General features: G+C 72.3%; 24 protein-coding genes and 1 pseudogene. 11 read left to right on the top strand and 14 right to left on the bottom strand.

Translation table 11 applies throughout. The annotated features are described in order from the left end of the window. Positions 1-179: 179 nt before the first annotated feature. Genes ACFYYJ_RS08830 through ACFYYJ_RS08820 form a run of 3 tightly spaced genes read right to left on the bottom strand, consistent with a single transcriptional unit; the run spans position 180 to position 3,315 of the window. Positions 180-590 carry an STAS domain-containing protein gene (locus ACFYYJ_RS08830; protein ID WP_389130110.1) on the bottom strand — a complete coding sequence of 137 codons (411 nt, stop codon included), beginning with the start codon at positions 588-590 and terminating at the stop codon, positions 180-182. Next, entirely contained in the window at positions 587-1,672 is a 1,086-nt protein-coding gene (locus tag ACFYYJ_RS08825; protein WP_389130107.1) for a B12-binding domain-containing protein, read from the bottom strand. The genes ACFYYJ_RS08830 and ACFYYJ_RS08825 overlap by 4 nt, the downstream gene beginning before the upstream one ends. Next, a complete protein-coding gene (locus tag ACFYYJ_RS08820; protein WP_389130104.1) occupies positions 1,669-3,315 on the bottom strand; it encodes a PP2C family protein-serine/threonine phosphatase in 1,647 nt (548 codons plus the stop codon). Before ACFYYJ_RS08820 ends, ACFYYJ_RS08825 begins: the two co-directional genes overlap by 4 nt. 237 nt (positions 3,316-3,552) lie before the next feature. Here ACFYYJ_RS08820 and ACFYYJ_RS08815 point away from each other — a divergent pair, with 237 nt between their 5' ends. Then, the gene (locus tag ACFYYJ_RS08815; protein ID WP_389130101.1) at positions 3,553-3,900 is read left to right on the top strand and encodes an STAS domain-containing protein; all 348 of its coding nucleotides are present in this window, start codon (positions 3,553-3,555) and stop codon (positions 3,898-3,900) included. After that, positions 3,897-4,322, top strand: a complete 426-nt coding sequence (locus tag ACFYYJ_RS08810; RefSeq protein WP_389130098.1) for an ATP-binding protein — start codon at positions 3,897-3,899, stop codon at positions 4,320-4,322. The genes ACFYYJ_RS08815 and ACFYYJ_RS08810 overlap by 4 nt, the downstream gene beginning before the upstream one ends. Before the next feature lie 12 nt (positions 4,323-4,334). Here the strand turns inward: ACFYYJ_RS08810 and ACFYYJ_RS08805 are convergent, their stop codons facing one another. The 8 genes from ACFYYJ_RS08805 to ACFYYJ_RS08770 form a co-directional block, all read right to left on the bottom strand. Further along, entirely contained in the window at positions 4,335-5,573 is a 1,239-nt protein-coding gene (locus ACFYYJ_RS08805; RefSeq protein ID WP_389130095.1) for a phosphatidylserine/phosphatidylglycerophosphate/cardiolipin synthase family protein, read from the bottom strand. 42 nt (positions 5,574-5,615) lie between these two features. Then, a complete protein-coding gene (locus tag ACFYYJ_RS08800; protein ID WP_384591187.1) occupies positions 5,616-6,359 on the bottom strand; it encodes a restriction endonuclease in 744 nt (247 codons plus the stop codon). A 135-nt stretch (positions 6,360-6,494) separates the two neighbouring features. Beyond that, a complete protein-coding gene (locus ACFYYJ_RS08795; RefSeq protein ID WP_384591184.1) occupies positions 6,495-6,863 on the bottom strand; it encodes an STAS domain-containing protein in 369 nt (122 codons plus the stop codon). Between the two features lie 58 nt (positions 6,864-6,921). Beyond that, a complete protein-coding gene (locus ACFYYJ_RS08790; RefSeq protein ID WP_384591181.1) occupies positions 6,922-7,374 on the bottom strand; it encodes a response regulator in 453 nt (150 codons plus the stop codon). Beyond that, positions 7,371-8,897 carry an ATP-binding protein gene (locus tag ACFYYJ_RS08785; RefSeq protein WP_389130505.1) on the bottom strand — a complete coding sequence of 509 codons (1,527 nt, stop codon included), beginning with the start codon at positions 8,895-8,897 and terminating at the stop codon, positions 7,371-7,373. The genes ACFYYJ_RS08790 and ACFYYJ_RS08785 overlap by 4 nt, the downstream gene beginning before the upstream one ends. Before the next feature lie 104 nt (positions 8,898-9,001). Further along, a complete protein-coding gene (locus tag ACFYYJ_RS08780; RefSeq protein ID WP_385364576.1) occupies positions 9,002-10,297 on the bottom strand; it encodes a PP2C family protein-serine/threonine phosphatase in 1,296 nt (431 codons plus the stop codon). A 174-nt stretch (positions 10,298-10,471) separates the two neighbouring features. Beyond that, entirely contained in the window at positions 10,472-11,092 is a 621-nt protein-coding gene (locus ACFYYJ_RS08775) for a MarR family transcriptional regulator (RefSeq protein WP_389130089.1), read from the bottom strand. A gap of 34 nt (positions 11,093-11,126) precedes the next feature. Then, positions 11,127-12,290, bottom strand: a complete 1,164-nt coding sequence (locus ACFYYJ_RS08770) for a PP2C family protein-serine/threonine phosphatase (RefSeq protein ID WP_389130086.1) — start codon at positions 12,288-12,290, stop codon at positions 11,127-11,129. A gap of 118 nt (positions 12,291-12,408) precedes the next feature. Between ACFYYJ_RS08770 and ACFYYJ_RS08765 the strand changes: the two genes are divergently transcribed. Then, positions 12,409-12,906 carry a MarR family winged helix-turn-helix transcriptional regulator gene (locus ACFYYJ_RS08765; protein WP_385125341.1) on the top strand — a complete coding sequence of 166 codons (498 nt, stop codon included), beginning with the start codon at positions 12,409-12,411 and terminating at the stop codon, positions 12,904-12,906. A 185-nt stretch (positions 12,907-13,091) separates the two neighbouring features. Then, positions 13,092-13,406, top strand: a complete 315-nt coding sequence (locus ACFYYJ_RS08760) for a hypothetical protein (protein ID WP_389130081.1) — start codon at positions 13,092-13,094, stop codon at positions 13,404-13,406. Between the two features lie 67 nt (positions 13,407-13,473). Here the strand turns inward: ACFYYJ_RS08760 and ACFYYJ_RS08755 are convergent, their stop codons facing one another. Then, positions 13,474-13,950 carry a hypothetical protein gene (locus ACFYYJ_RS08755; protein ID WP_389130078.1) on the bottom strand — a complete coding sequence of 159 codons (477 nt, stop codon included), beginning with the start codon at positions 13,948-13,950 and terminating at the stop codon, positions 13,474-13,476. A gap of 255 nt (positions 13,951-14,205) precedes the next feature. On the opposite strand from ACFYYJ_RS08755, the gene ACFYYJ_RS08750 reads away from it, so the two are divergent. After that, positions 14,206-14,661 (top strand): ATP-binding protein, encoded by a 456-nt coding sequence (locus tag ACFYYJ_RS08750; RefSeq protein WP_385360521.1) that lies wholly within the window; start codon positions 14,206-14,208, stop codon positions 14,659-14,661. Positions 14,662-14,782: 121 nt separating this feature from the next. Here ACFYYJ_RS08750 and ACFYYJ_RS08745 read toward each other — a convergent pair. Beyond that, a pseudogene (locus ACFYYJ_RS08745) lies at positions 14,783-15,034 on the bottom strand (SsgA family sporulation/cell division regulator); the annotation flags it as partial. 806 nt (positions 15,035-15,840) lie between these two features. Here ACFYYJ_RS08745 and ACFYYJ_RS08740 point away from each other — a divergent pair. Then, positions 15,841-16,299: an ATP-binding protein gene (locus ACFYYJ_RS08740; RefSeq protein ID WP_389130073.1), complete on the top strand. Its 459-nt coding sequence runs from the start codon at positions 15,841-15,843 to the stop codon at positions 16,297-16,299. On the opposite strand, the gene ACFYYJ_RS08735 is transcribed toward ACFYYJ_RS08740, so the two are convergent. Further along, on the bottom strand, positions 16,294-16,641 hold the full coding sequence (locus tag ACFYYJ_RS08735) for an STAS domain-containing protein (protein ID WP_389130070.1): 348 nt from the start codon (positions 16,639-16,641) through the stop codon (positions 16,294-16,296). The two genes, ACFYYJ_RS08740 and ACFYYJ_RS08735, sit on opposite strands and share 6 nt — an antisense overlap. A gap of 235 nt (positions 16,642-16,876) precedes the next feature. Between ACFYYJ_RS08735 and ACFYYJ_RS08730 the strand changes: the two genes are divergently transcribed. The 5 genes from ACFYYJ_RS08730 to ACFYYJ_RS08710 all read left to right on the top strand — a co-directional run bounded on the left by ACFYYJ_RS08730 (position 16,877) and on the right by ACFYYJ_RS08710 (position 20,755). Beyond that, positions 16,877-17,794: a SigB/SigF/SigG family RNA polymerase sigma factor gene (locus tag ACFYYJ_RS08730; protein WP_389130067.1), complete on the top strand. Its 918-nt coding sequence runs from the start codon at positions 16,877-16,879 to the stop codon at positions 17,792-17,794. A 9-nt stretch (positions 17,795-17,803) separates the two neighbouring features. Next, positions 17,804-18,232: an STAS domain-containing protein gene (locus ACFYYJ_RS08725; RefSeq protein ID WP_389130064.1), complete on the top strand. Its 429-nt coding sequence runs from the start codon at positions 17,804-17,806 to the stop codon at positions 18,230-18,232. After that, the gene (locus ACFYYJ_RS08720; protein WP_385360510.1) at positions 18,229-19,176 is read left to right on the top strand and encodes an anti-sigma factor RsbA family regulatory protein; all 948 of its coding nucleotides are present in this window, start codon (positions 18,229-18,231) and stop codon (positions 19,174-19,176) included. Before ACFYYJ_RS08725 ends, ACFYYJ_RS08720 begins: the two co-directional genes overlap by 4 nt. A 94-nt stretch (positions 19,177-19,270) precedes the next feature. After that, the gene (locus tag ACFYYJ_RS08715) at positions 19,271-19,714 is read left to right on the top strand and encodes an ATP-binding protein (protein ID WP_389130059.1); all 444 of its coding nucleotides are present in this window, start codon (positions 19,271-19,273) and stop codon (positions 19,712-19,714) included. Positions 19,715-20,251: 537 nt separating this feature from the next. Then, a complete protein-coding gene (locus ACFYYJ_RS08710; protein ID WP_389130056.1) occupies positions 20,252-20,755 on the top strand; it encodes a GNAT family N-acetyltransferase in 504 nt (167 codons plus the stop codon). Positions 20,756-20,811 lie beyond the last annotated feature (56 nt).

The raw sequence follows: 20,811 nt of genomic DNA, 5'->3' as shown, positions 1-20,811 counted from the left end.
TACGTCGTCGGACCGGAAGGTCACGCCGAACTGAGGCACCGCTCGCAGCCGCCGGACCGGAGTGGCGGCCCCGGCCCGAGTTTCGGCACGGCCCTGCCCCGGCACTTCGGGCGAGCGCCGGGGCGGGGCCGGGACGTCGCGCGCGCGACGTCCGGGCGGGGGCGGCCGCCGAGGTGAGGTCAGGCCGTGGGGTTCGGGGTGGACGAGGGCGAGGGGGCGGGGGCCTCGGCCGGCCCGGTCAGCGGAGTGCGCGCACCGGCGCCCCCCGTGAAGTGCGCGAGGGTGCCGGTCTGTTCCAGCAGCCGCTCCATCTGCCGGGGGCGACCGTCGAGGTGCAGCGCCGCCCCGACCGCGTCGGTACGGCGGCGGACCATCAGCAGGGCCGACAGGCCGCTCGCGTCGACCCCGGTCACGCCCGAGCAGTCCAGCCGGACCTCGAGCGGCGCGCCGCCCTCCCCCAGCACACGGCTGACGTCGTGGACCAACAGGTCGGCGTACCGGTGGTCGAGGTCGCCCCGCAGCTCGATGCGGAGGGCGCCGTCGGCCCGGCGGCACGACAGGCGGAGCGGAGTGGAGGGCGAGCTGGTCATTCGGCGTTCCCGGCGACGGTCAGGAGGGTACGGGTGAGGCGGTCCGCGCCGGCGCGGAGCCCGGCGACGGCACGGGGGAAGTCCACGAGGCGGCGGCGCAGCAGCGTCAGGGCGGACAGCAGAGAAGCCGCCGGGACCCCTCGGGCGTGCAGGACGTCGGCGGTCCAGAGCAGGAAGCCGCCGAAGAGTTCCTCGTCGTCGGTGTAGAGGGCGGTGGCGAGGAACTCCACGATGTGGGAGAGGTCTTCGGCCGCGCGCTCGCGCTGCGCCTCGGTGTAGTCGCGCACCGCGGGGTAGGCGTCCTCCAGTTCGGCGAGCACCTCGCGGACCAGGCGGGGCCGGCTGCGCACGACGAGCGTGTACTCCTGGTCCTTCAGGTGGGGGAGGTCGTCGATGGCCTGGTGGCCGGGGCGGGGCCGGGGCAGCGGCCGACGGGCGAGCTCGTCCGCGGCGGTGCGGGCGTCGGGCGCCCACGCGTCCGCGCCCAGGAGCCGGGCGTAGCGGCCGCCGGGCCCGAAGGCGGCGCCGCCGGCGATCACAGGGGTACCGACGGCCTGGCAGGCGGTGATCGTCGCGTGTGCGACGGGCAGGCGCGTGGGGATGGAGCCGGAGAGGGCCACCGCGTCGGGGCCGGTGCGGTGCACGTGCGCGATGAGATGAGGGGCGGGTACCTGGGCGCCGAGGTAGTCGACGTGCCAGCCGCGGATCCGCAGGACCTCCGCGAGCAGGCGGGCCGGCAGGGCGTGCCATTCACCGTCCACACAGGCGACCGTGATCCGGCCGTGCCGGGGTTCCGTTCGTGCCGCGGGATGCAGGGCAAGCGCCGCCACGGCCCGCTCGTTCATGGCGGTGGCGGCGTGCTCCTGGGCCACGCTGATGCGGTTCGCGACCCACTCCTCGCCCACCCGGCCCTGGACCCGGCCGATCACCTCCAGCAGGACGGACTCCGGGTCGACGCCGTCGTCGAGCGCCCGTAGGACCGACCCCACCGCGGCGGGTTCGTCGAGGGCCGTGACGGATTCCCATACTTCTTCGGCAAGGGCGTCCGTGCTCGGGATCGGGGAGGTGCTCTGTGATCTCATGCGGTGAACCTGCCCCGGGTGCGGCCGTCCACCGCGCTGAGGTGGTTGGTGCGCGGCGCGGAGATCACCACGATGGCCATGTCGTCGTGACGGCCCTGGCCCACCCACTGGGCGGTGAGCATCTGCACGTGTTCGACGACGGCCTGGGCGGGCATCGCCGCGCACTCGGACAGGGCTCGCCGCAGCCGCTCCTCGCCGAACATCGCCCCGCCCAGTGGTCCGCCGCGGGCCTCGCTGATCCCGTCGGTGTACAGGACGCAGGCGTCCCCGGGTGCCAGCGTGACCGAGGCCGTCTCGGCGGAGACGGCGGGGAGCACCCCCACCAGGGTGCCCTGCGTGGCCGCCGCCTCGATCCGGCCGTCGGAGCGCAGGAGCAGCGGGGCGGGGTGGCCTGCGCTGGTGAGCCGCAGCCGCACGCTGTTGCCTTCGCGTGTGGCGGAGGCGAGCACCATGGTGGCGAAGCGGGTGCTCTCGGAGTTGAGGAGCGCGGAGTTGAGGAGGCTGAGCATCCGGTGGTGGTCGTCTGCCATGGGGAGCAGCGCGTGCAGCGTGTTGCGGATCTTCCCGGTCATGACGGCGGCTTCCAGGCCCTTGCCGCAGACGTCGCCGAGCACGACCAGCGACGCGTCGCCCTCGTCGACGGCCGGGTGGACGTCGTAGAAGTCGCCGCCGACCCGCTCGTGGTCCTTGGAAGGGCGGTAGCCCCCCGCGTACTCGACGCCGGCCACCTGGCCCAGCCGGGGCGGCAGCAGCTCACGCATCAGGGTCTCGGTGACCGACGCCTGCTCTGCGTAGAGGCGTGCGGCCGACATCGCCGCGCCGGCGCGGGCCGCGAACAGTCTCGCGAAGACCTCTTCTCCCTCCGTGAAGGCGGGGGCTCCGGTGCCGCGCAGCAGGACGAGTGCGCCGGCCGGCACCCCGTGGCCGGGCAGGGGGGTGACGACGATCGACCCGACACTGTCCAGGCCTTCGGGGAGCAGCCAGTCGGGCGCGGCCGCGGGATCGATCCAGCGGGAGGGAACGGGCGGGAAACCCTGGAGCGCCTCCGCCAGACCCGGGACTTCGTCGGGGTCGACGGCCCGCAGCGAGACCGAGGGCGTGCCGCCGCGCACGCAGGCCACCACCGGCAGGCCGGTGTCGCGCGCGGGTGCGATCACCAGGGCGGCGTCGGTGAGGTGCTCGGCGGCCAGCTGTGCCGTGACGTCCATGCAGCGGTCCAGATTCAGCGAGGACAGCAGCAGGTTGGACGAGCGGACGAGGAACGCCGTGCGTTCCTGTTCCGTCCGCAGGGCTTCCCGGGCCAGCCGGTGGTCCGTGTCGTCCACGAGCCACCACACCACGCTTCCGTCGTCCCTGCGGGTGGGGTGCGCCTCGAACGATCCCTCGCCCACCGGGCCCTGTACGAACCGGGCCGCGTCGGGCGCCGGCGGGGTCGCGGGGACGGGGTCGGCCCGGTGCCGCGCGTGCGCTGCGGCCAGCCAGGCGGGCACCACGTCGGCCAGGGCCGCGCCGGGTCGCGCCTGCGGGAAGACCAGCCGGGCCGCCTCGTTGGCGAAGACCACCTTGGCCTGGGGGTCGGCAGCGAGAACAGGGTACGGGGCCTCACTCCACGGGAGGGCCGCTGCCGGTGGACCGGACGTCATCTGCGGGAAAGGAACCACACATCCAAGGCCCGCTGCGCGAACCCCTCACCTCTTCCTCTTCAGGACGGAGACATAGTTGCCTTACGGCAACCATCCTCCACAGAGCACGTCGGCCGCAACCGGGCACCCTTCCGACATCATGACGAACCGTCACCCGCACGGGTGGGGGCGCCCGGCTCCCACGTACCCCCGTACCCCCCTTGCCCCCTCCGGCCTCCCATGTAGGAGGATGTCGGGGTGACCGGAGACGAAGCGGTCGTCACGACGACCACCGAACAGGGCGTCGCAGTCGTCCGCCTGCAGGGCGACATCGACGAGGTACAGGCACCCGCCCTGAACCGGGCCCTCGCGGCCACGCCTGCGAGCGGTCTCGCCCGTACAGTGGTCGACCTCTCCGGTACGTGCTTCGCGGACTCCTCGGTCCTGCACGCCCTGCTGGACGCCCAGCGTGCCCACCGGAGTGCCGGAGCGATCCTCGTGCTCGCCGGTCCTCTGCAGACCGCGGTGCAGCGGTTGTTCGAGGTCACCGGGGCCGCATCCGCCTTCACGATGGCGGACAGTCTGGAGGCAGCGCTGACGTCATGAACACCTCACCGGATTCGGGCGACGTCCTGGGCAACGGGCGGACGCGGGAGGACGCGCCGCGGTCCGCCCGCCCGCCCGCCTCCGCGGCGGCCGCCCGCGCCCGTGTCAGCGAGGTGCTGCTGCGCGCCGGGGTGGGGCTCGACACGGCCACCGCCGCGGACGCACTCCTCGTCACGTCGGAGCTCGTCACCAACGCGATCCGCCACGGCGGCGGGGTCACCGCCTTCCGTGCCGACGTCATCGAGGACCTCCTGAGCCTGTCCATCGGCGACGCCAGCCCCCTGGTCCCCGCCGCCCGGACCGGTACGGTCGAGCGTCCGGGCGGGTACGGGTGGCCACTCGTACAACGCCTCGCGGAGCACGTGGAGTGCCGGACGCACGCCGACGGCAAGACGATCAGCGCCGTCCTGCGCCTGTCCTGACCGCCCGGCCCCTCACAGATAGCGGCGCAGCGGGCGGACCGACAGCTCCCGGGCGCGCTGCAGCAGGGAGCGGCGCTTCCAGCGGCGCCGGACGATCCGTGTGCTGACCTCCAGGTCCTGGTCGTAGTGCTCGTCCAGGGTCCGGGTGAGGTCCGGGTCCATCACCGCCAGCATGACCTCCTCGTCGTGGTCGAGGGAGCGGCGGTTGAAGTTGGACGAGCCGATGAGGGAGACCACACCGTCCGTGGTGATGACCTTCGCGTGCATCATGGTCGGCTGGTACTGGTGGATGCGCACCCCCGCGGCGTTGAGCGCCTCGTAGTGGTGCTGTCCGGCCAGTTGGCAGACGCGTTTGTCCGTGTGCGGGCCGGGCAGCAGGATCTCGACCGTGACGCCCCGGCGGGCCGTGGCGGCGAGGAGGTCGACGAAATGGCTGTCGGGGGCGAAGTACGCGGTCGCCAGGCGCACACGCTCCTGCGCCGATTCGAGGATCACGCGCATCAGCGTCTGCATGTCCTGCCAGCCGAAGGCCGCCGAGCCGCGCACCACTTGGACGATGGCGGAGCCGGCCGGCTCGTGGGACACGAAGCGGTCCCGTTCGTCGAAGAGCTCCGGATGGCACTCCGCCCAGTTCTGCGCGAACGCCGCTGCGATCCCGTCGACAGCGGGTCCGCGGACCTCTGCGTGCGTGTCGCGCCACTCCCCCGGGTTGCGGGCGTCACCGCACCATTCCTCGGCGATGCCCACTCCACCGGTGAAGGCCGTCCGTTCGTCGACGACGAGGACCTTGCGGTGGCAGCGGTGGTTCTGCTTGAGCGGGGAGAGGTAGGCGGGCTTGCGGAACCAGGCGACCTCCACGCCGGCGGCGTCCATCTGCCGCAGGAGATCCTTCTCGATCAGGCGGCTGCCGAAGCCGTCCAGGAGCAGCCGTACCCGGACCCCGGCGCGGGCGCGTTCGGCCAGGGCCTCGGCGAACCGGCGGGCGATGGTGCCCTTCCAGTAGACGAACGTCATCATGTCGACGGTGTGGCGGGCGGAGCCTATGGCGTCCAGCATCGCGGCGAAGATCTCGTCCCCGTTGCGCAGGGGGCGTACGGAGTTCCCCTCGGTCGCCGCGATGCCGATCAGTCTCTCCAACCGGCGGCGGATGCGGTGAATGCGCTCCTGCTCCAAGTCCGCGCCGGGGGCGACGGGCCCGGGTCCGGGCAGCGGCGCGGTGCGGGCGGCGGGGGTGGTGTCGGTGTCGGTCATGGCGGTGCTCCTCGGTCGGGACGGGCGGAACGGCGGGGCGGGTCAGGCTGAGGCCTCCGCTCCGGGCTCCTGTCCGCCCGACTCCCACGGAGGCGGTGCCTCCATCTCCGTCCACGCCGCCAGGGCCTGGCCGTCGACGCAGACGATCCCGCAGGTTTCGGCGTACTCGGCAGCGGGAGCGGTGAGGGAACCGGTCGTGACGAGGACGGCGACATCCGCCTGGTGGACCGCGAAACAGGTCCCACCGAAGCGTTGGAGGTCCTGCGAGCCGACCCGGTTGTCCTCGGAGTAGTGCTTGCACTGCAGCACCACCCGCCTCCCGTCCGCCGTCGTGGCGAGGACGTCGGCACCCAGGTCGCCCGCGCCGCCGACGACCTCCACCGAGGCGCAGCCGTCCCGGGCACACAAGGCGGCGACCGTGTGCTCGAAGCCGTCCGCGTCCGCCCCGACATGGTCCAGGGCCTCGCTCCCCACATCGGGGAGCTCCGTCGCCGGTGACGCGCTCCCGTCGAGCGCGGCTGCCGGGCGCCGTCCTCGGGTGCCGGGCCGTCGGGGGACGCGGGGCCGACCGGGGGCGACCGTCCACTTCACCAGTCCCGCTCCGATCAGCAGCGCGGCCAAGGCGGCGATCGGCGCCACGAGTCCGGCGCCGCTCTCCGGCGCGGCCTTCACGAACGCGACCAGGCCGCCGATGCCGATGCCGAGCAGCCCGACCACCAGCACCACGTCACGCCCGAGGCCCGTGCCCCGCACGGACGCGGGCACGTCCTCGTCCGGTGTCGTCATACGAGGTCCCCTCCCCTTCGCGCGTCGAGGTCCCCGATCCGTGTCGGACCGGGGACCTCGACGGACGTCGAACGCTGTCGGACGCCCGTATGGCCGCGATTGCGGTTCTCAAACCGGGGAAGGGCCTCGCCCCCGTCACACCCGCCGGGGCACAACGGTCATGGTGGTGGCCTCGGTCACATCTGGCGCGGTGGCGAACGCGGTGTCGGCGCCGGTGAGTTCCAGGAGCCGGGCCAGGCGGGCGGGTACGCTCCCGGCCAGGACCACCGGCCGTTCCAGGGCCGGCAGCAGCAGGACGCCCAGTGCGGTCGAGTCGACGAACGTCACTGCGGCGACGTCCAGTACGTACCGGGACACACCCTGCGCCGCGGGGTCCATCGCGACCCGCAGCGCGGCCACGTTGTCCATGTCGAACTCGCCCGCCATCACCACGATCCGTACGTCCCCTTCGGACCGCGTCTCGACGTGGCTGCGTGATTCCGTGTCCTGCGTGTCCCTGTTCATGGCCGTCCTCTCCGAGTTCTTGCGCCGGATCGCGCTGCGCCCCGTATCCGTCCGGCCCTCACCGGCCGGCACGGGGCAGTTTGACGACTGTGATGAAGAAATCGTCGATCTGCTGGATCGCCCGCATGAACTGGTCGAGGTCGACCGGCTTCGTCACGTAGGCGTTGGCGTGCAACTTGTAGCTGCGCAGGATGTCCTCCTCGGCGGCCGAGGTGGTGAGCACGACCACGGGGATGTGGCTCAGCTCCGGATCCGTCTTGATCTGCTCGAGCACCTGCCGGCCGTCGTACTTCGGCAGGTTCAGGTCGAGGAGGATGAGGTCGGGGCGGGGCGCGTCCGCGTGCTCGCCCCGCCGGTAGAGGAAGTCCAGCGCCTCCAGGCCGTCCCGTACCACGTGAAGGACGTTCCCGATCTTGTTGTCGGCGAAGGCCTCACGGGTCATCAGCTCGTCGCCCGCGTCGTCCTCGACCAGCAGGACTTCGGCGGGGGCTGCCCGGGTGTGGTCGCTCATGAGGGGGTTCCTTCGGTGGGTACGGGGTCGGGTACGGCATCGGCATCCGGGGCGACGGGCAGGGTGAAGACGATCCGAGTGCCCTCTCGGTGGGCCGTGTCGATCCGGATCCGGCCGCCCGCGTGTTCGACGATCTTCTTGCACAGCGCGAGGCCGATGCCGGTCCCTCCGTACGCCTCACGGCCGTGCAGCCGCTGGAAGATGACGAACACCTTCTCGGCGAACTCGGCCGGGACGCCGATGCCGTTGTCCGTGACGGAGAAGGTGGCGAAACCCGGGTCCGCCACGGGCTCGTCGACCACCGCGACCTCCACCTTCGCGGTGCGGTCGGGCGAGCGGAACTTGACGGCGTTGCCGAGCAGGTTCTGCCACAGCATGGTCAGGAGCGTGGGGTCGCCCACCACGTCCGGGAGCCGCTCGGGCCGCGTGATCTCCGCGTCGCTCTCCTCGACGGCGGCGGCCAGGTTGCGCAGCGCCCGGTCCAGGGAATCGTCCAAGGCGACCGTCTCGCGGGCGTCCTGGATCCGTCCCACCCGCGAGAAGGTCAGCAGGTCGTTGATCAGCACCTGCATCCGCTTGGCGCCGTCGACGGCGAAGGCGATGTACTGGGTGCCTCGCTCGTCGAGCTTGTCCCCGTAGCGCTTCTCCAGGAGCTGGCAGAAGGAGGCCACCTTGCGCAGCGGCTCCTGGAGGTCGTGCGAGGCGACGTACGCGAACTGCTCCAGTTCCGCGTTGGAGCGGCGCAACTCGACCGCCTGGGCGTCGAGTTCCGCGGCGGTGCGGTCGAGGCGCTCGGCGTTGCGCCGCGACTCGTTCAGTTCGGCGACGGTGCGGTGCCGCATGGCTTCCACGGCCGCGGCCAGGTCCCGCAGCTCGGCCGGGCCGCGCAGCGGGATCTGCTCGTCGAAGGCCCCGTTCGCGACGCGCCGGGAGGCCGTGCGCACCAGGGCGAGGGGTCGGAGCACACCGATGTGCAGGAGGATCCCGAGGGCGGCGCCGGCCAGCAGGAAGGAGACGACGATCGCGAGGAGGATCTTGTCGCGCTGCGTACGCGCCTCGCCGAAGGTGGTGCGGGCGTCGGCCTGGATGCGGTCCAGGTGCGCCTGCTGCGCGGCGATCCGCCGACGGACCTCGTCGAAACGGTCCTTGCCGGCCTGGAGGGAGGGACGGGGGCCGCCGCCGTCCACGGAGGCGATGGCGGGCACCGCGAACTCCTGGCGCCAGGCGCGGGCGGCATCCTGCACGGCCGCCAGGTCGGCGCGTACCCGTGCGTCCCCTTCGAGGACGGTCGACAGGCGCTGCGCGGCGGTGGACTCGTTGGCCAGGCCGCGTTCGTACGGCTCCAACAGTGCGGGTGCGTCGGCCAGCAGGTAGCCCCGTATGCCGGTCTCCTGGTCCAGGAGGGCGGTCTCCAGCCGCAACGCGTCCCGCTGGGCGGGCAGGATCCCGTCGACGAGCCGGTTTCCGGCCGTCGTCGTGCGGGAGAGGAGGGTGGCGCCGAGGACGCCGGTGCCGACGACCATGAGGGCCAGGACGACAAGCACGGTGGTCAGCCATGTCTGCAGGTTGGGCCCGTGCCGATCGGCGGCCGCTCCCCGGCGCCGTGCCCGAGGTTGGGTGGTGGGGGTCACGTGGGGGTGTTCCATTCGAGGTGCAGTACGGCGACGTCGTCGGCCAGGCCGCCCCAGTCCGCGGCGAGGCCCTGCGCCGCCTGGATGAGGGAGTCGACGAACCGTTCGGCGGGCAGGTCGGCGTGGCGGCGGGCGATTTCCAGGAGACCGGCTTCGTCGAGCCGTTCGGACCCCGGACCGATGCGTCCCTCGATCAGCCCGTCGGTGAAGAGCATCACGGCGCTGTCCTTCTCCAGCGGGACCTCGGTGACGGGCCAACCGGCGCCCCAGCCGGGCATGATGCCGAGTGCGGGCCCTCCCGGGACGGTCCGCAGTTCCACGCCGGCCGTGGAGCGGATCAGGAATCCGGGATGGCCGGCCCTCTGCACGGACACGGCGGCGGCGCCTGGCGGGCGGGTGACGGAGACCAGGGTGGCGAAGATCTCGGGTCCGGAGCGCTCCGCGAGGAGGATGCGCTCCAGCAGCCCGAGCAACTCGGCGTCGCGCGCGCCGGCCATCACGAAGGACCGCCAGGCCACGCGCAGGCACACGCCGAGCGCCGCTTCGCTCGGGCCGTGCCCGGAGACATCGCCGACGACGGCGTGGGTGGCCCCGTCGAGGGTCTGGACGACGTCGTAGAAGTCACCGCCCAGCAGTGTCTGGGCCCGTCCGGGGTGATAGCGGGCGCAGACGCTGACGGCGTCGGCCGGGTCGTCGAGGAGCAGCGGGGTCGGCAGCAGACCACGTTCGAGGCGGGCGTTCTCCTCGGCGCGCAGCCGGCCCGCTTCGAGGGCGACCGCCGCCAGCTCGGTCCGCTTGCGTTGGATCGCGTACCGGATGGCCCGCATGAAGACGTCCGGCTCCACACGCCCCTTGATCAGGTAATCCTGGGCACCGGCCGCGACGGCGGTCAGTCCCGCACGTTCCTCGGAGAGGCCGGTGAGGACGACGACGGCGACCTCACCGGAGACGGCCAGGACCTTCTTCAGTCCGTCGAGCCCCTGGGCGTCGGGGAGATGGAGGTCGAGCAGCACGCAGGCTGGTGCCTCGTTCTCCAGGAGGTGCAGGGCGTCGGCGAGGGAGGAGGCACGGCCGAGGCGGACGTCGATGCCGCTGTCCGCGACCAGTTCCTCGACGAGCAGCGCGTCGCCCTCGTCGTCCTCGATGAGCAGGACATATGGCGGCGCCCCGTCCCACAGGGCCAGGGAGTCGTCCCCCTCGACGGAGGCGGCCTGCCCGGCCCGGTCTACCGCCTGCCGCGGTGGCGTACGGGCAGCGAGGTGCCGGTCCCCGAGCCCAAGAGTGCTCGCCATCGCGTCGCGCCTGTCCCTTCTCGCCGCCGGAAGCGGACGTCCGACGGACGCCTGGTCGTGCCGGATCAGCGTAGAGCGATCATTTGCCGTAGGGCAATGTTTTACGAACTCAATGATTATGCCGGGTGCGCACCGGAGGTCGCACCAGCCCCCCGCGAGGACCCCGCCCCACCCTCAGGCGGTGTCCGGAATCCCGCCGGCGCGGGGACCCGCCGGCGGGGTGGCCGCGGCCTGGGCGGCAGACGACGACGGCACGTCATCCACGCGAGGAGCGGCCGTCAGCACATCCGCGTTGGGATTCGCCGTGGCCGCCGGACCCGGGGTGCTCGCGGCGAGGTCGGCCGAGAAGAGCCCGGCGGCCGCTTCCTGGAACGCAACGAGACCCGTCACGAGCGCGTCCACGTCTTCCGGAGTCATCCGGGCGAGCACCGCCGTCAAGGCGCGCTCCCGGACCGTCCGCCGCTCGTCCAGCAGTGCTCGCGCCCGGGGCGTGAGGCGGAGCTCCACCTCACGCCGACTGCTCGGGTGCGGAGCGCGCGTGAGCAGACCCATGGCTTCCAGCCGGCCGCATAGCCGGGTGACCGACGGCGGGCGGGAATCGAGCAGGGAACCCAGGGCCCGCAGGTTGATGCCCTCGGCCGCCTCGACCGCCAGGAGCGCCCTCCATTGCGAGGGGGACACGGCCGGTGCTCCGGCGTCCTGGCCCCGGGCGTACAGGACCGCGAGGAGTTCCGCCGCGGCGCCGAGCACCGCGGCCGGCTCCTCTTGCGCTCCGGGCGGGCCGGGACGGGACATGCCACCACTGTGGCATCCTCCCGTCCCGGGCGCCCTACGGCTCGCCCGGCCCCTCACCGGGCCGTCCGTGCCAGTCGAGGCAAAGGACCATGGCGTCGTCGGTGGCCTCGCCGGCGCCGCGGTGTCCGGCCAGCTCCTCCAGGAACGCCCGGGGCACTTGCGAGGGCGGTAGCAGGCGGGTGTTCAGGACGGCCCGGCCCAGGGCGTTCAGGCTGTAGCGCTCTCCGGCCGGGGACACGACGTCGTACACGCCGTCGCTCAGGAAGAACAGCCGGTCCCCGGGCAGCAGGCGAAGGCGCTGACAGGTGTAGACGGTGTCCTCGAACATCCCGAGCGGCAGCTGGGCCTCCAGCTCGATCTGCTCCACCGTTCCCTCGCGCAGTCGCCAGAGACGGGGCGATCCCGCGTCGACGATCTCGGCCTCGCCGGTGTCCAGGCTGATGCGGAGCAGCAGCACCGCCAGGTGCGTCCGGCCCCGGTACTGGCCGTACAGGGCCTGGTCGGCCAGCGACGCCTGGTCGGCGATCCCGAGGCCGGCCCTGCGGGCGTTGCGCATGGCGCTCACGGCGAGGCTGGTCAGCAGGGCGGCGTCGATGCCCTCGCCCATGCCGTTGTTGACGGTCAGCGTCAGGTGGTCGGCGGAGGCCGACCAGTCGAAGCAGTCGCCGTAGATGGCGTAGGCGGGCTCCAACTGCGCTCCGAGGTCGTACTCCGGACGCGAGCAGGAGCGTCCGGGCAGCAACTGCCACTGCATCTCGGCGGCCAGGGTGAGCCGCTTGGCCCGACGGGCCTGGAGGAAGAAGTCGGTGTCCCGGTCGGCGACGAGGATCTCGTGGGCCAGCGCGTCCGCCACGTCCGTCAGCGGGCCGAGAGCCTCGGGCTCGTACGCGCCGGCCGCGTAGTGGACGCTCAGGACACCCAGCCGGTCACCGCGCACGCTCACCGGAAGGTGGGCGGTGACCCCGCCCTCCCGGGCGACGACGTGCGGCTCCTGGGCGCCGAAGGCCCGGCCCTCCGGGCTGTTGTACGCCGACACGGACTCAGCGGTGTACGGCTGGGCCGTGACGGGCTGGAGGCGGGCCGAGGCGTAGTCCGCCATCAGCAATTCCGCGCTCCGTGCTCCGTGGTCGCGGACCAGTGCCTCGCGGACCTTCTCGAACAGCTCGTGCGGTGCCGCGTCCCGCAGGGTGCGCGCCACTCCGTCGCCTCCAGCCACCGGTTCGATACCCGCCTCTCTCGCGACTGTCAAAATGGGGGACCACGAAGCCGCCGGTTCGCCGGGAAAGGCGGCTCGTACGCCCGGTAGGGAGTGTCACATGAGTCAGCCGCCGAGCGGCTCCCACCGCCCGGTCATGTCGGCAGTGGCGGAGATGAGCGAGCTGATCGAGCTGCTGGAGGTGGTCTGGGAGCGGGGGCGCGACACGGTCAGCGAGCCGCCCGTCTCCTCCGCCCAGGCCCGGGTGCTGTTCCTCGTCGACGGGAGCGAGATGAACCTGCGGGAACTGGGCCGGCTTCTGGAGGCGGCCCCGCCGTCGGTCACCCGGTTGTGCGACCGGCTCCAGGCGGTCGGCTTCCTCGAACGGCACCCCGGACCGGACGACCGGCGCGAAGTCCTGGTCCACCTCACGCCGGCCGGCCGGGCGTACCTCGACGGCCTGCGCGCGCGCAGGCAGGAGGCCCTGGCGAAGGCGATGGCGACGATGTCACCGGCCTCGCGGGAGGCCTTGGCGGCAGGGCTGGCCGATTTCTGCTCGGCGGTCGCGACCCCGCTCCGGCTGCCGCCCCGGCAGACGCTCGCCCCCCGGACGGCCTGACGCACCCGGCACGTGTCCGGACCGGAATAGGGGGCAAGCAGCCGACTTGAACGATACGGAGAAGACGCGCGAGCCCCGGACGGCCGAGCCGGAGCTGCCCGCCAGGGTCCCCACGAGCGCGGCGGCCCGCACTCCCGACCTTCCGCCGCTGGACCCCCCGGCGCCGGATCTGCCCCACGCACGTCATGAATTCATCGGAGAACACCGTCAACGCCGGCCGGAGCACGACGAACGGATCCGCCACAGGCGCCGCCGCGGAGGTGACCGGCAGCCTGACGGCTCTGCCCGCCCCGCCGGCCGAGAAGACACACGCGGCCTCGCAGGCCCTACGAGAGAGCGTCGGCGACCTCGGTCACGTCCGGACGACAGCTCCGGCCCGCAGCGCCGCCGCTACCGCCGCGGCTGCGGGGGTCCTCCTGACCGGCGCGTACGCCCTCGGTCGTCGCGCGGGACGGCGCGGGCTCGGCCCGATCACCCGCCTCACCGGCGGGCGTATCTGAAGATCCGTACATGAAGGCGGGGCCCAGCCGAGCCCGCCTCCAGCGGGTCGGCGGGGCCCCGGACGCTTCAGGACACCTCGACGGCTCGCCGAACCGCCATGAGCGCCTCGCCGGTTGAGCCGAAGACGCGGCCGCCCGCATCGAGGGCGTCCCGCAGGAGGGCGCGGCTCGACGCGTCCGGCACAACCACCGAAAGCACGGTGCCCCGCTTCCCACAGGCCCGCGAGGTGCGCAGAACCGCACTCAAGACGGCCGGAGCGCGGATGCCGGGAGCTTCCAGCACCAGGTGCGGGAGGGAGTACGCGGCAACGACTTCCTCCAACGCGAGCGTGGCCGCAGCCCGGTTGCGGATCGACAGCCGGGGCTCCAGGCGTACGAGCAGGGTGTCGTCCACCACACGGTGGGTGAGCAGCGCGTGCACGCCCCCGCACCGCCCGACCGAGTCCGCCGCCGGAGCGGGTCCGAGCGGAGCCGCTGCCTCCACGGTCTTCAAGGGACCAAGGCGGGTGGGGTCGGGGGTCACGATCTCGCGTGCGGTGGTCATCGTGGATGGTCTCCCAAGCTCTTCGGACGGACGGGCGCCGCGGCGGGCCCCGACTGGTCCCGCGCATGCCCCGTGACCAGGCGGGCATGCGTCCTCGGACACTGCCGCCTCCCCGATGTCGGGCCTGGGACGGCGGCTCTCCGCTCTCGCCCACGTGCCGGTGACGCGGCGCACGCACTCCGAGTGTCCGTTTCGACAGGGCGGGTACAAGCGCACCACGAGATGACGCGACAGAGAGAAACGGGTGAGAGGGCAGTGCAGACCATCGGACCGGAAGCCGGGGGCCCGGCGATCCGCCAACGCCGCCGACTCTCGCTGCGCGGTGCCCGCCGACAGGTGGCGCGAGGGCGCGAGTTCGCGCGCGAGGCGCTGGAGGACTGGGGGTGGGACCATCGCGCGACCGCCGAGGACGCGCTCCTGGTCGTGTCCGAGCTCGTCACCAACGCCGGCCTGCACGCCGACGGGTGCCACGAGCTCATGCTCCGCGCCGGGGACGTGTTCCGCGTCGAGGTCTACGACGGCTGCGGCGACCTGCCGCGGCTGCCGCCCTCGTCTCGTACCGGTACCCCGGGCGGGCACGGCCTGCAGATAGTGCGCCGCCTCGCCGACCGTTGGGGCGCCACACCCCATGCGCACGGCAAGGTGGTGTGGGCGGAGATCGACGCCGAACGTCTGCGGACGGGCCGGCCCCGACGCATCGCAAGCAGTTGAACCCGCCCCAGCACCGGCTCGACCACGGCGCACCGAAATCAGGGGGCCCGGCCGGGGTGATCCGCTCCAGGCCCGGCCTCTTGACCTCGGGCGGCAGCACCTGCCCCATCCGCCCGGGCCCGGCCATGGGCCGGATCCACACGTCGCCCTCTCCCGTCAGCGTGCGGACGCCACGGGCAAGGAGGTCCCGGCCCATCACCCAAACGACGTCGGACCGGTCCGCCCCCGTGTGGAAGGTGACCTCGGCTTCCAGCGGAGCGTCGGGGCACCACCGGAACGTGGCCCGCAGAGGGAAGCGCAACCGTGTCCGGAGGTGATGGATCTCGATCGTCCGGGTCAGGTCGTGTTCGCCGACGGAGGACCGGAAGGTCATGACGACTCGATTCTGCGAGAGGGCGGACCGACAGCCGGGCAGAGCGCGGCCCCCTGCTTCGACGGGCAGGGGAGTGCGCCCCCTCATTCCCGTCTGTTCACTCGCGCGGATCCCAAACGGTGATTCCCTCGGCTGGTGTCCGGCCGCCCCCGGGCCCGACGCCCGGTTCGTGGTGCGGCTGCCGACGACTCGGCCCCGCCGTGGCAGCCGTGCCCCTCCCCCACGCTGATCCGCACGTCCTCTGGGGTCGGCTGACCACGTGACGTCCGCTCCTGAGCCCCCGTGGAGTGCCGCGGAGGTGATGTTTCGTGGTGGAGTCAGCCGACCTGGATGCCGATCACGCAGGTGTCGTCGTCCGTGTCGGAACGGCTCTCGGCGAGGAGGCGGTCCAGCTGGGCGTCCAGCTCCCCGGCGCCCACGGCCGCCGCGTTCATCAGGTGCCCGAGTGAGTCCTACACCCTCCCGTTAGACGTACGCCACATCGGGAAGGGCACGGAATTCCCCGTCCCGTACGGCTGTCAAACCTGCCAGCAGCAGGCGCAGCTCCGATTCACCGATCCCGACCCCGGGCTGAAGCGCAGCCGACCCGCGCGGTGACTCCGCGTCCGTCCTCCCGGCCATCCCGCCCACCTCACTCCAGACATCCACCGCTCCGGCGCACGGACGGGCCGGCACCACCGAATGGACCATAAGGCACAAGCGATCACTCGGAGTCGCTGCTTCCGTGGACTGCCGCGCAAGCAGCGGGTGCTTGCCCAGGAGTCGGGTAGACGAACCGGTGACGAACGACACAACGATGAAGTGGGGTGACGACATTGGCCGTCAAGGCAGTGGGTTGGGCACGCGCGTTCCCGGTTTCGGAGGGAGTGCGGGCGGCGAGGCGGTGGACCGCCCGGCACCTGGCGTCGCTCCCGTGGAGCGATTCCGCCCCGGACACGGCGCACTCCGTGCTCCTGAGCGTCTCCGAGCTCATCACCAACGCCCACCTGCACGCGGCGAGCACCGCCGCGCTGGTACTGACGTGGGACGGCAACTGCCTCCACGTGAGCGTCGCGGACTCCGATCCCCGGCTGCCCGGACCGCGCACGCCCGAGTCCGATGCCACGGGCGGCCGGGGGCTGGGGATCGTCGCCACCCTGGCCGACTCGTGGGACGTCCACGCGGTCCACGGCGGCAAGGCGATCACCGCGTGCTTCCGCCCCGGAGGCGGGCCCGCCGCACACAGCGGCCGGCCTGCCGGACACGGCGGAACGCGCCCGTCATGACGCGCGGACCGCGTCCTCGACGGTCGGGTGCAGGGACAGCACCGTGTCGGCGCCGGTGAGGGCGAAGAGACGGCGCAGCTGATCGCCGGGAGCGGCGATGCGCAGGGTGGTCAGCTGGTGCAGCCGCAGCAGCAGGTTCAGGAACGACGAGTCGCCAAAGGTGACGGAGCCGACGTCCAGCACCACCATCCGATGCTGGTCCACGGCGGCGGCGAGCACCTCCTCCAGAGGGCCCAGCGTGTCCTGGTCGAGCTCGCCGCGCGCGGCCACCACCCACCCGGCACCCGCCAGGTAGCCGTGCCCGACCACGCCTTCGCGGTTCGCGTCCTCTGCTCCGGTCATCTCCGCGCCTCCCCGGATCGTCATCTGTGCGGCCTCCGCATGGGAGTATGCCTGCTCATCGACGGAACGGGGCGGCCCTGGCCGCGGCACACTGGCCGGAGTGGCCGACCCCCCCCTGTTCGACGGAACCGTACACAAGATCTTCCACACGATCTTCGACGAGAGTGTGTAAGACCGGATCGAGGGGGCAGAAGCGGCCGGGCAGCCGTCAGTCGATCGGGAGGGAACGGCCACCATGTCTCACTCGGCCACCGCCGTGAGCGCCACTCACGCAACAGACGAGCAGAACGCACCCGCCGCGCCCGGCACGACGGGGACCCCCACGCCGAACGTGGCACTGCCCGAGGTGAAGAACGCCGCGGAGATGGCTCCCGCCGACGCGCGCGAGCTCTCGAAGCTCTTCTTCAGGAGGCTTCGCGCCCTGGAAGAGGGCACGCGCGAATACCAGTACGCCCGCAACACCCTGATCGAGATGAACCTCTCGCTCGTCCAGTTCGCCGCGCGGCGATTCCGCGCCCGTGCACGGGGCGGCAACCTGGACATCGACGACATCGTCCAGGTGGGGACCATCGGCCTGATCAAGGCCATCGACCGCTACGACCCCGAGCGCGAGGTCGAGTTCTCCACGCTCGCCCTCCCCTACATCACCGGCGAGATCAAGCGGTACTTCCGCGACACCACCTGGGCCGTCCACGTACCGCGCCGGCTCCAGGAACTGCGCACGGAGCTCGCCAAGGCCCAGGAGGCCCTGACGAACGTCCTGGGCCGCGCACCGACGGTCAAGGAGGTCTCCGAGCACCTCGACCTGCCAGAAGAGCAGGTCATCGAGGGGCTGGTCGCCGCGAACGGCTACACGAGCGGGTCCCTGGACACCGCCGACAGCGACGAGCCTGCGGCAGCGAACCGGGTGACGCCACTGGCGGACCGGCTCGGCGCCGTCGACCCGGCCATGGAACTCTTCGAGCACTTCCACACCCTCGCGCCGCTGCTGGAGAAGCTGGACGAACGCGACCGGCTGATCCTGCACCTCCGCTTCGGCCGGGACAGGACCCAGGCCGAGATCGGCGCCGAACTCGGCATCTCACAGATGCAGGTCTCGCGCCTGCTGTCCCGAACCCTGGCCCGTCTGCGCACCGGAATGCTGTCGGAGTAGGAAGCGGCCATGGCATCCCCTCACCCGTACGACGGGGCCCTCCCGCCCGAAGGCGCGCAGGCGCTCTACGACGACGCGCGCTGGGCGGACGCGGTATCGCGGTGCATGCACGCCTGGCCCGGAACGGATACGGCGCTGACCGCCGAGCCGTTGCGCGACCGCCCCGGCGCCCTCCTGAGGGGCAGCTGCGACCTCGACACCCGGCCGCTCCTCTGCGCGGCGCTCGGTGTCGTGACCCGGATCCCCGGCCGGATCGTCCACCTGGATCTCTCCGCCGTGGCCTTCCTGGACACGGCGGCGGTCGCCGCCGTGGTGCGGGCCACGGCCACCGTCAACGGGCAGGGGCGTCGCCTGCTCCTCCACCACCCGCCGTACTCGCTCCGCAAGGTGGCGGAGATCTTCCCGGACGAATGCGCCGCGCTGGAGGTCGCAGCATGATCGACCATCATTCGTCCACCGTCCCCGCAGCCTTCGTCCACCCCGCCCTCTTCTACCGAGGCCAGGCGGAGTACCTGAAAGGGGTCGGCAGGTTCATACGCACTGCTCTCGCAGCCGACGAGCCCGTACTCGTGGCCGTACCCGGTCCGCGCCTGGACGCCCTGCGGGAAAGCCTCGACACGGGCGCGGCCGAGGTCATGTGGACGGACATGACGCGATTGGGCCGCAACCCCGGCCGGATCCTGGCCGCCCTGCGGGATTTCGCGGACCGGCACGACGGACGGCCCGCCCGGATCGTGGGCGAGCCGATCTGGCCCGGCCGTACCCGGGCCGAGGTACTGGAAGCCACGCGCCACGAGGCCCTCATCAACACCGCCTTCGCCGGGCGGCGGGCCACCATCCTGTGCCCGTACGACATCGTGGGCCTGCCGGAGGCGGTGGTGGCCGACGCCCGGCGCACCCACCCCACGCTGATCGAGAAGGGCGAGGACCGGCTCAGCGAGGACTACGCCGATGCCTCGGTGGTATGCGCCGACTGCGATCTCCCCCTGCCGGAACCCGCGGGCGCCGGCCCGGGGCTCGAGTACGCGCACGGGCAGCTGGGCGAGGTGCGCGAGTACACCGAGACCTGGGCCCGCGGCACGACCCTGAACGCGGCGCGGCGCGGCGATCTCGTCCTCGCGGTCAGCGAGGCCGCGGCCAACTCCCTCTCCCACGGGCCCGGAAAGGGCACGCTGCGACTGTGGGACTCCGCCGATTCCGGGGTCGTCGCCGAGATCCGTGACGGCGGCCACTTGGCCGATCCGCTGGCAGGGCGCGGCCGCCCCTCGCTGGCGTCGCCCCATGGAGGCAGGGGCCTGTGGATGATCCATCAGTTGTGCGACTTGGTGGAGATCCGCGCCTCGGCCGACAGCCTCACTCTGCGGCTGCACATGACTCCTTGAGAGCGGCGGTCGCCTAGACTGCACGGGCTTGCTCAACAGCGATCAGCGCCAACGGTGGGGGTGAGAGACCGCAGTGGAAACCAGCGGGCCGGAAATGGGTGATCCGCCGCGCGCCGGGCTGTCCGTCGCGGAACAGCGCCGCCGACTCTCCCTGTCCGGCGTCCGCGGCCACGTGGCCAAGGGCCGGCACTTCACGAACCAGGCCTTGCAGGATTGGGGTTGGGACGGGACCGAGACCTCCGAAGACGTCCTGCTCCTCGTGTCCGAATTGCTGACCAACGCATCACTGCACGCGGGTGGTTGCATCGAACTCGCGCTCACGGCCGGCGAGGTCCTGCGGATCGAGGTCTTCGACGGCACGACGACGCCGCCCCGCCCCAACCCGTCACCGCAGCGGGGAATCCCGGGCGGCCACGGGCTCTACGTCGTGGGGCGCATCTCCGACCGCTGGGGCACTCGCATCCATGAGCACGGCAAAGCCGTCTGGGCCGAGGTCGAGGCGTCCCGGCTGGTTTCGGGCAGGCCCACGGGCCGGTGACCTGCCCGGTCCACCCCACGCCCGGCCCCTGACCTTCCTGACGCGGACCCCCCGCGGCGCCCCCGGTGCGCGCGCCTCAGCGAGGCACCCCGCCGAGAGGAACCGTGATCCTGACGCGGGGCGAGCAGCCACGCGACGACGTCGACGGCCAGCTGCTCCCCCGTACTCGGGCCGGCGCCGGGTCGCCACTGGCATCGACCCGGACACCAGCAGCCTGCAGACCACCGAAAGCGGCGTTCTGCAGGCTGCTTCTTGCGACCCGCCGCAACGAGCGAACACGGACTGACTTCTCCCCCACCGGTCTTCGGCAACACGTTCCCCGTAATCCGGCGCGTCATTGCCACGGCACCGGCCGCAGCGTGATGGCGTGCCCCGACACATCGACGCCGGATCGCCGCACGACCTCCCACCAGGACTTGATCTGCCGGCATTGCCGGCGCCACGAGCGTGTCAGACCGCTGTGCCATCCTCATCGCGGGATACAGGCCTACCGCGGCCAGGGCGCGCGGACCGACGATCGGTGACGGGAGTGACGCGGTGATCGACATTCGTCTCGCGGTACCCGAGGACGGAGACGTCCTCGGTGAGATCCACGCCGCGGCCTGGGAGGCGGCGTACGCCCCCTTCTTCGCACCGGAATTCGCCGCGGAAGCCGTCCGGGACAGACGTGGGCGATGGCACGCGCGGCTCGCGGGTGGGCACGGCCGGGAAACGGTTCTCCTCGCTCTCCACGACGGGCGCCCCCTCGCCCTTTCCTTCTGTGGTCCCTCCGAGAACCGGCCGGGCCTTGCCGAGATCCACAGTTGCTACGCCCACCCCGATGGCTGGGGCAGTGGCGTCGCCACCGTCCTGATGACCGCGACCCTGCGTCACCTCGGCGAGACCGGCTTCACGCGGGTCCACCTCTGGACGCTGCGCGACACCCCGCGTTCCCGCCGCTTCTACACGAAGTGCGGATTCTCCGAGTCGGGCAGGGAACGCGCCTTCGACTTCGGCGACGGCAACCCGCTCACCCAGATCGAGTACGAGCAGTCCTGCTGACCGGCCCGTCCCGGGGAGAGATCAGCGAAGCCAGGGTGGCCTCAACTCAGACAAGG

This window comes from Streptomyces sp. NPDC002467, assembly GCF_042889825.1.
GTDB lineage: Bacteria > Actinomycetota > Actinomycetes > Streptomycetales > Streptomycetaceae > Streptomyces.
The sequence above is the reverse complement of the archived record's forward strand: the minus strand, read 5'-3'. Positions and strand labels throughout refer to the sequence as shown.

Bases quoted from the DNA above. Each gene is read 5' to 3' on its own strand.
- ACFYYJ_RS08810 (WP_389130098.1), top strand. From the start codon at position 3,897: ATGAACACCTCACCGGATTCGGGCGACGTCCTGGGCAACGGGCGGACG.
- ACFYYJ_RS08755 (WP_389130078.1), bottom strand. From the start codon at position 13,950: ATGACCACCGCACGCGAGATCGTGACCCCCGACCCCACCCGCCTTGGT.
- ACFYYJ_RS08805 (WP_389130095.1), bottom strand. From the start codon at position 5,573: ATGACCGACACCGACACCACCCCCGCCGCCCGCACCGCGCCGCTGCCC.
- ACFYYJ_RS08790 (WP_384591181.1), bottom strand. From the start codon at position 7,374: ATGAGCGACCACACCCGGGCAGCCCCCGCCGAAGTCCTGCTGGTCGAG.
- ACFYYJ_RS08775 (WP_389130089.1), bottom strand. From the start codon at position 11,092: ATGTCCCGTCCCGGCCCGCCCGGAGCGCAAGAGGAGCCGGCCGCGGTG.
- ACFYYJ_RS08825 (WP_389130107.1), bottom strand. From the start codon at position 1,672: ATGAGATCACAGAGCACCTCCCCGATCCCGAGCACGGACGCCCTTGCC.
- ACFYYJ_RS08765 (WP_385125341.1), top strand. From the start codon at position 12,409: ATGAGTCAGCCGCCGAGCGGCTCCCACCGCCCGGTCATGTCGGCAGTG.
- ACFYYJ_RS08820 (WP_389130104.1), bottom strand. From the start codon at position 3,315: ATGACGTCCGGTCCACCGGCAGCGGCCCTCCCGTGGAGTGAGGCCCCG.
- ACFYYJ_RS08780 (WP_385364576.1), bottom strand. From the start codon at position 10,297: ATGGCGAGCACTCTTGGGCTCGGGGACCGGCACCTCGCTGCCCGTACG.
- ACFYYJ_RS08795 (WP_384591184.1), bottom strand. From the start codon at position 6,863: ATGAACAGGGACACGCAGGACACGGAATCACGCAGCCACGTCGAGACG.
- ACFYYJ_RS08735 (WP_389130070.1), bottom strand. From the start codon at position 16,641: ATGACCGGAGCAGAGGACGCGAACCGCGAAGGCGTGGTCGGGCACGGC.
- ACFYYJ_RS08730 (WP_389130067.1), top strand. From the start codon at position 16,877: ATGTCTCACTCGGCCACCGCCGTGAGCGCCACTCACGCAACAGACGAG.
- ACFYYJ_RS08760 (WP_389130081.1), top strand. From the start codon at position 13,092: ATGAATTCATCGGAGAACACCGTCAACGCCGGCCGGAGCACGACGAAC.
- ACFYYJ_RS08715 (WP_389130059.1), top strand. From the start codon at position 19,271: ATGGGTGATCCGCCGCGCGCCGGGCTGTCCGTCGCGGAACAGCGCCGC.
- ACFYYJ_RS08800 (WP_384591187.1), bottom strand. From the start codon at position 6,359: ATGACGACACCGGACGAGGACGTGCCCGCGTCCGTGCGGGGCACGGGC.
- ACFYYJ_RS08725 (WP_389130064.1), top strand. From the start codon at position 17,804: ATGGCATCCCCTCACCCGTACGACGGGGCCCTCCCGCCCGAAGGCGCG.
- ACFYYJ_RS08785 (WP_389130505.1), bottom strand. From the start codon at position 8,897: ATGGTCGTCGGCACCGGCGTCCTCGGCGCCACCCTCCTCTCCCGCACG.
- ACFYYJ_RS08830 (WP_389130110.1), bottom strand. From the start codon at position 590: ATGACCAGCTCGCCCTCCACTCCGCTCCGCCTGTCGTGCCGCCGGGCC.
- ACFYYJ_RS08720 (WP_385360510.1), top strand. From the start codon at position 18,229: ATGATCGACCATCATTCGTCCACCGTCCCCGCAGCCTTCGTCCACCCC.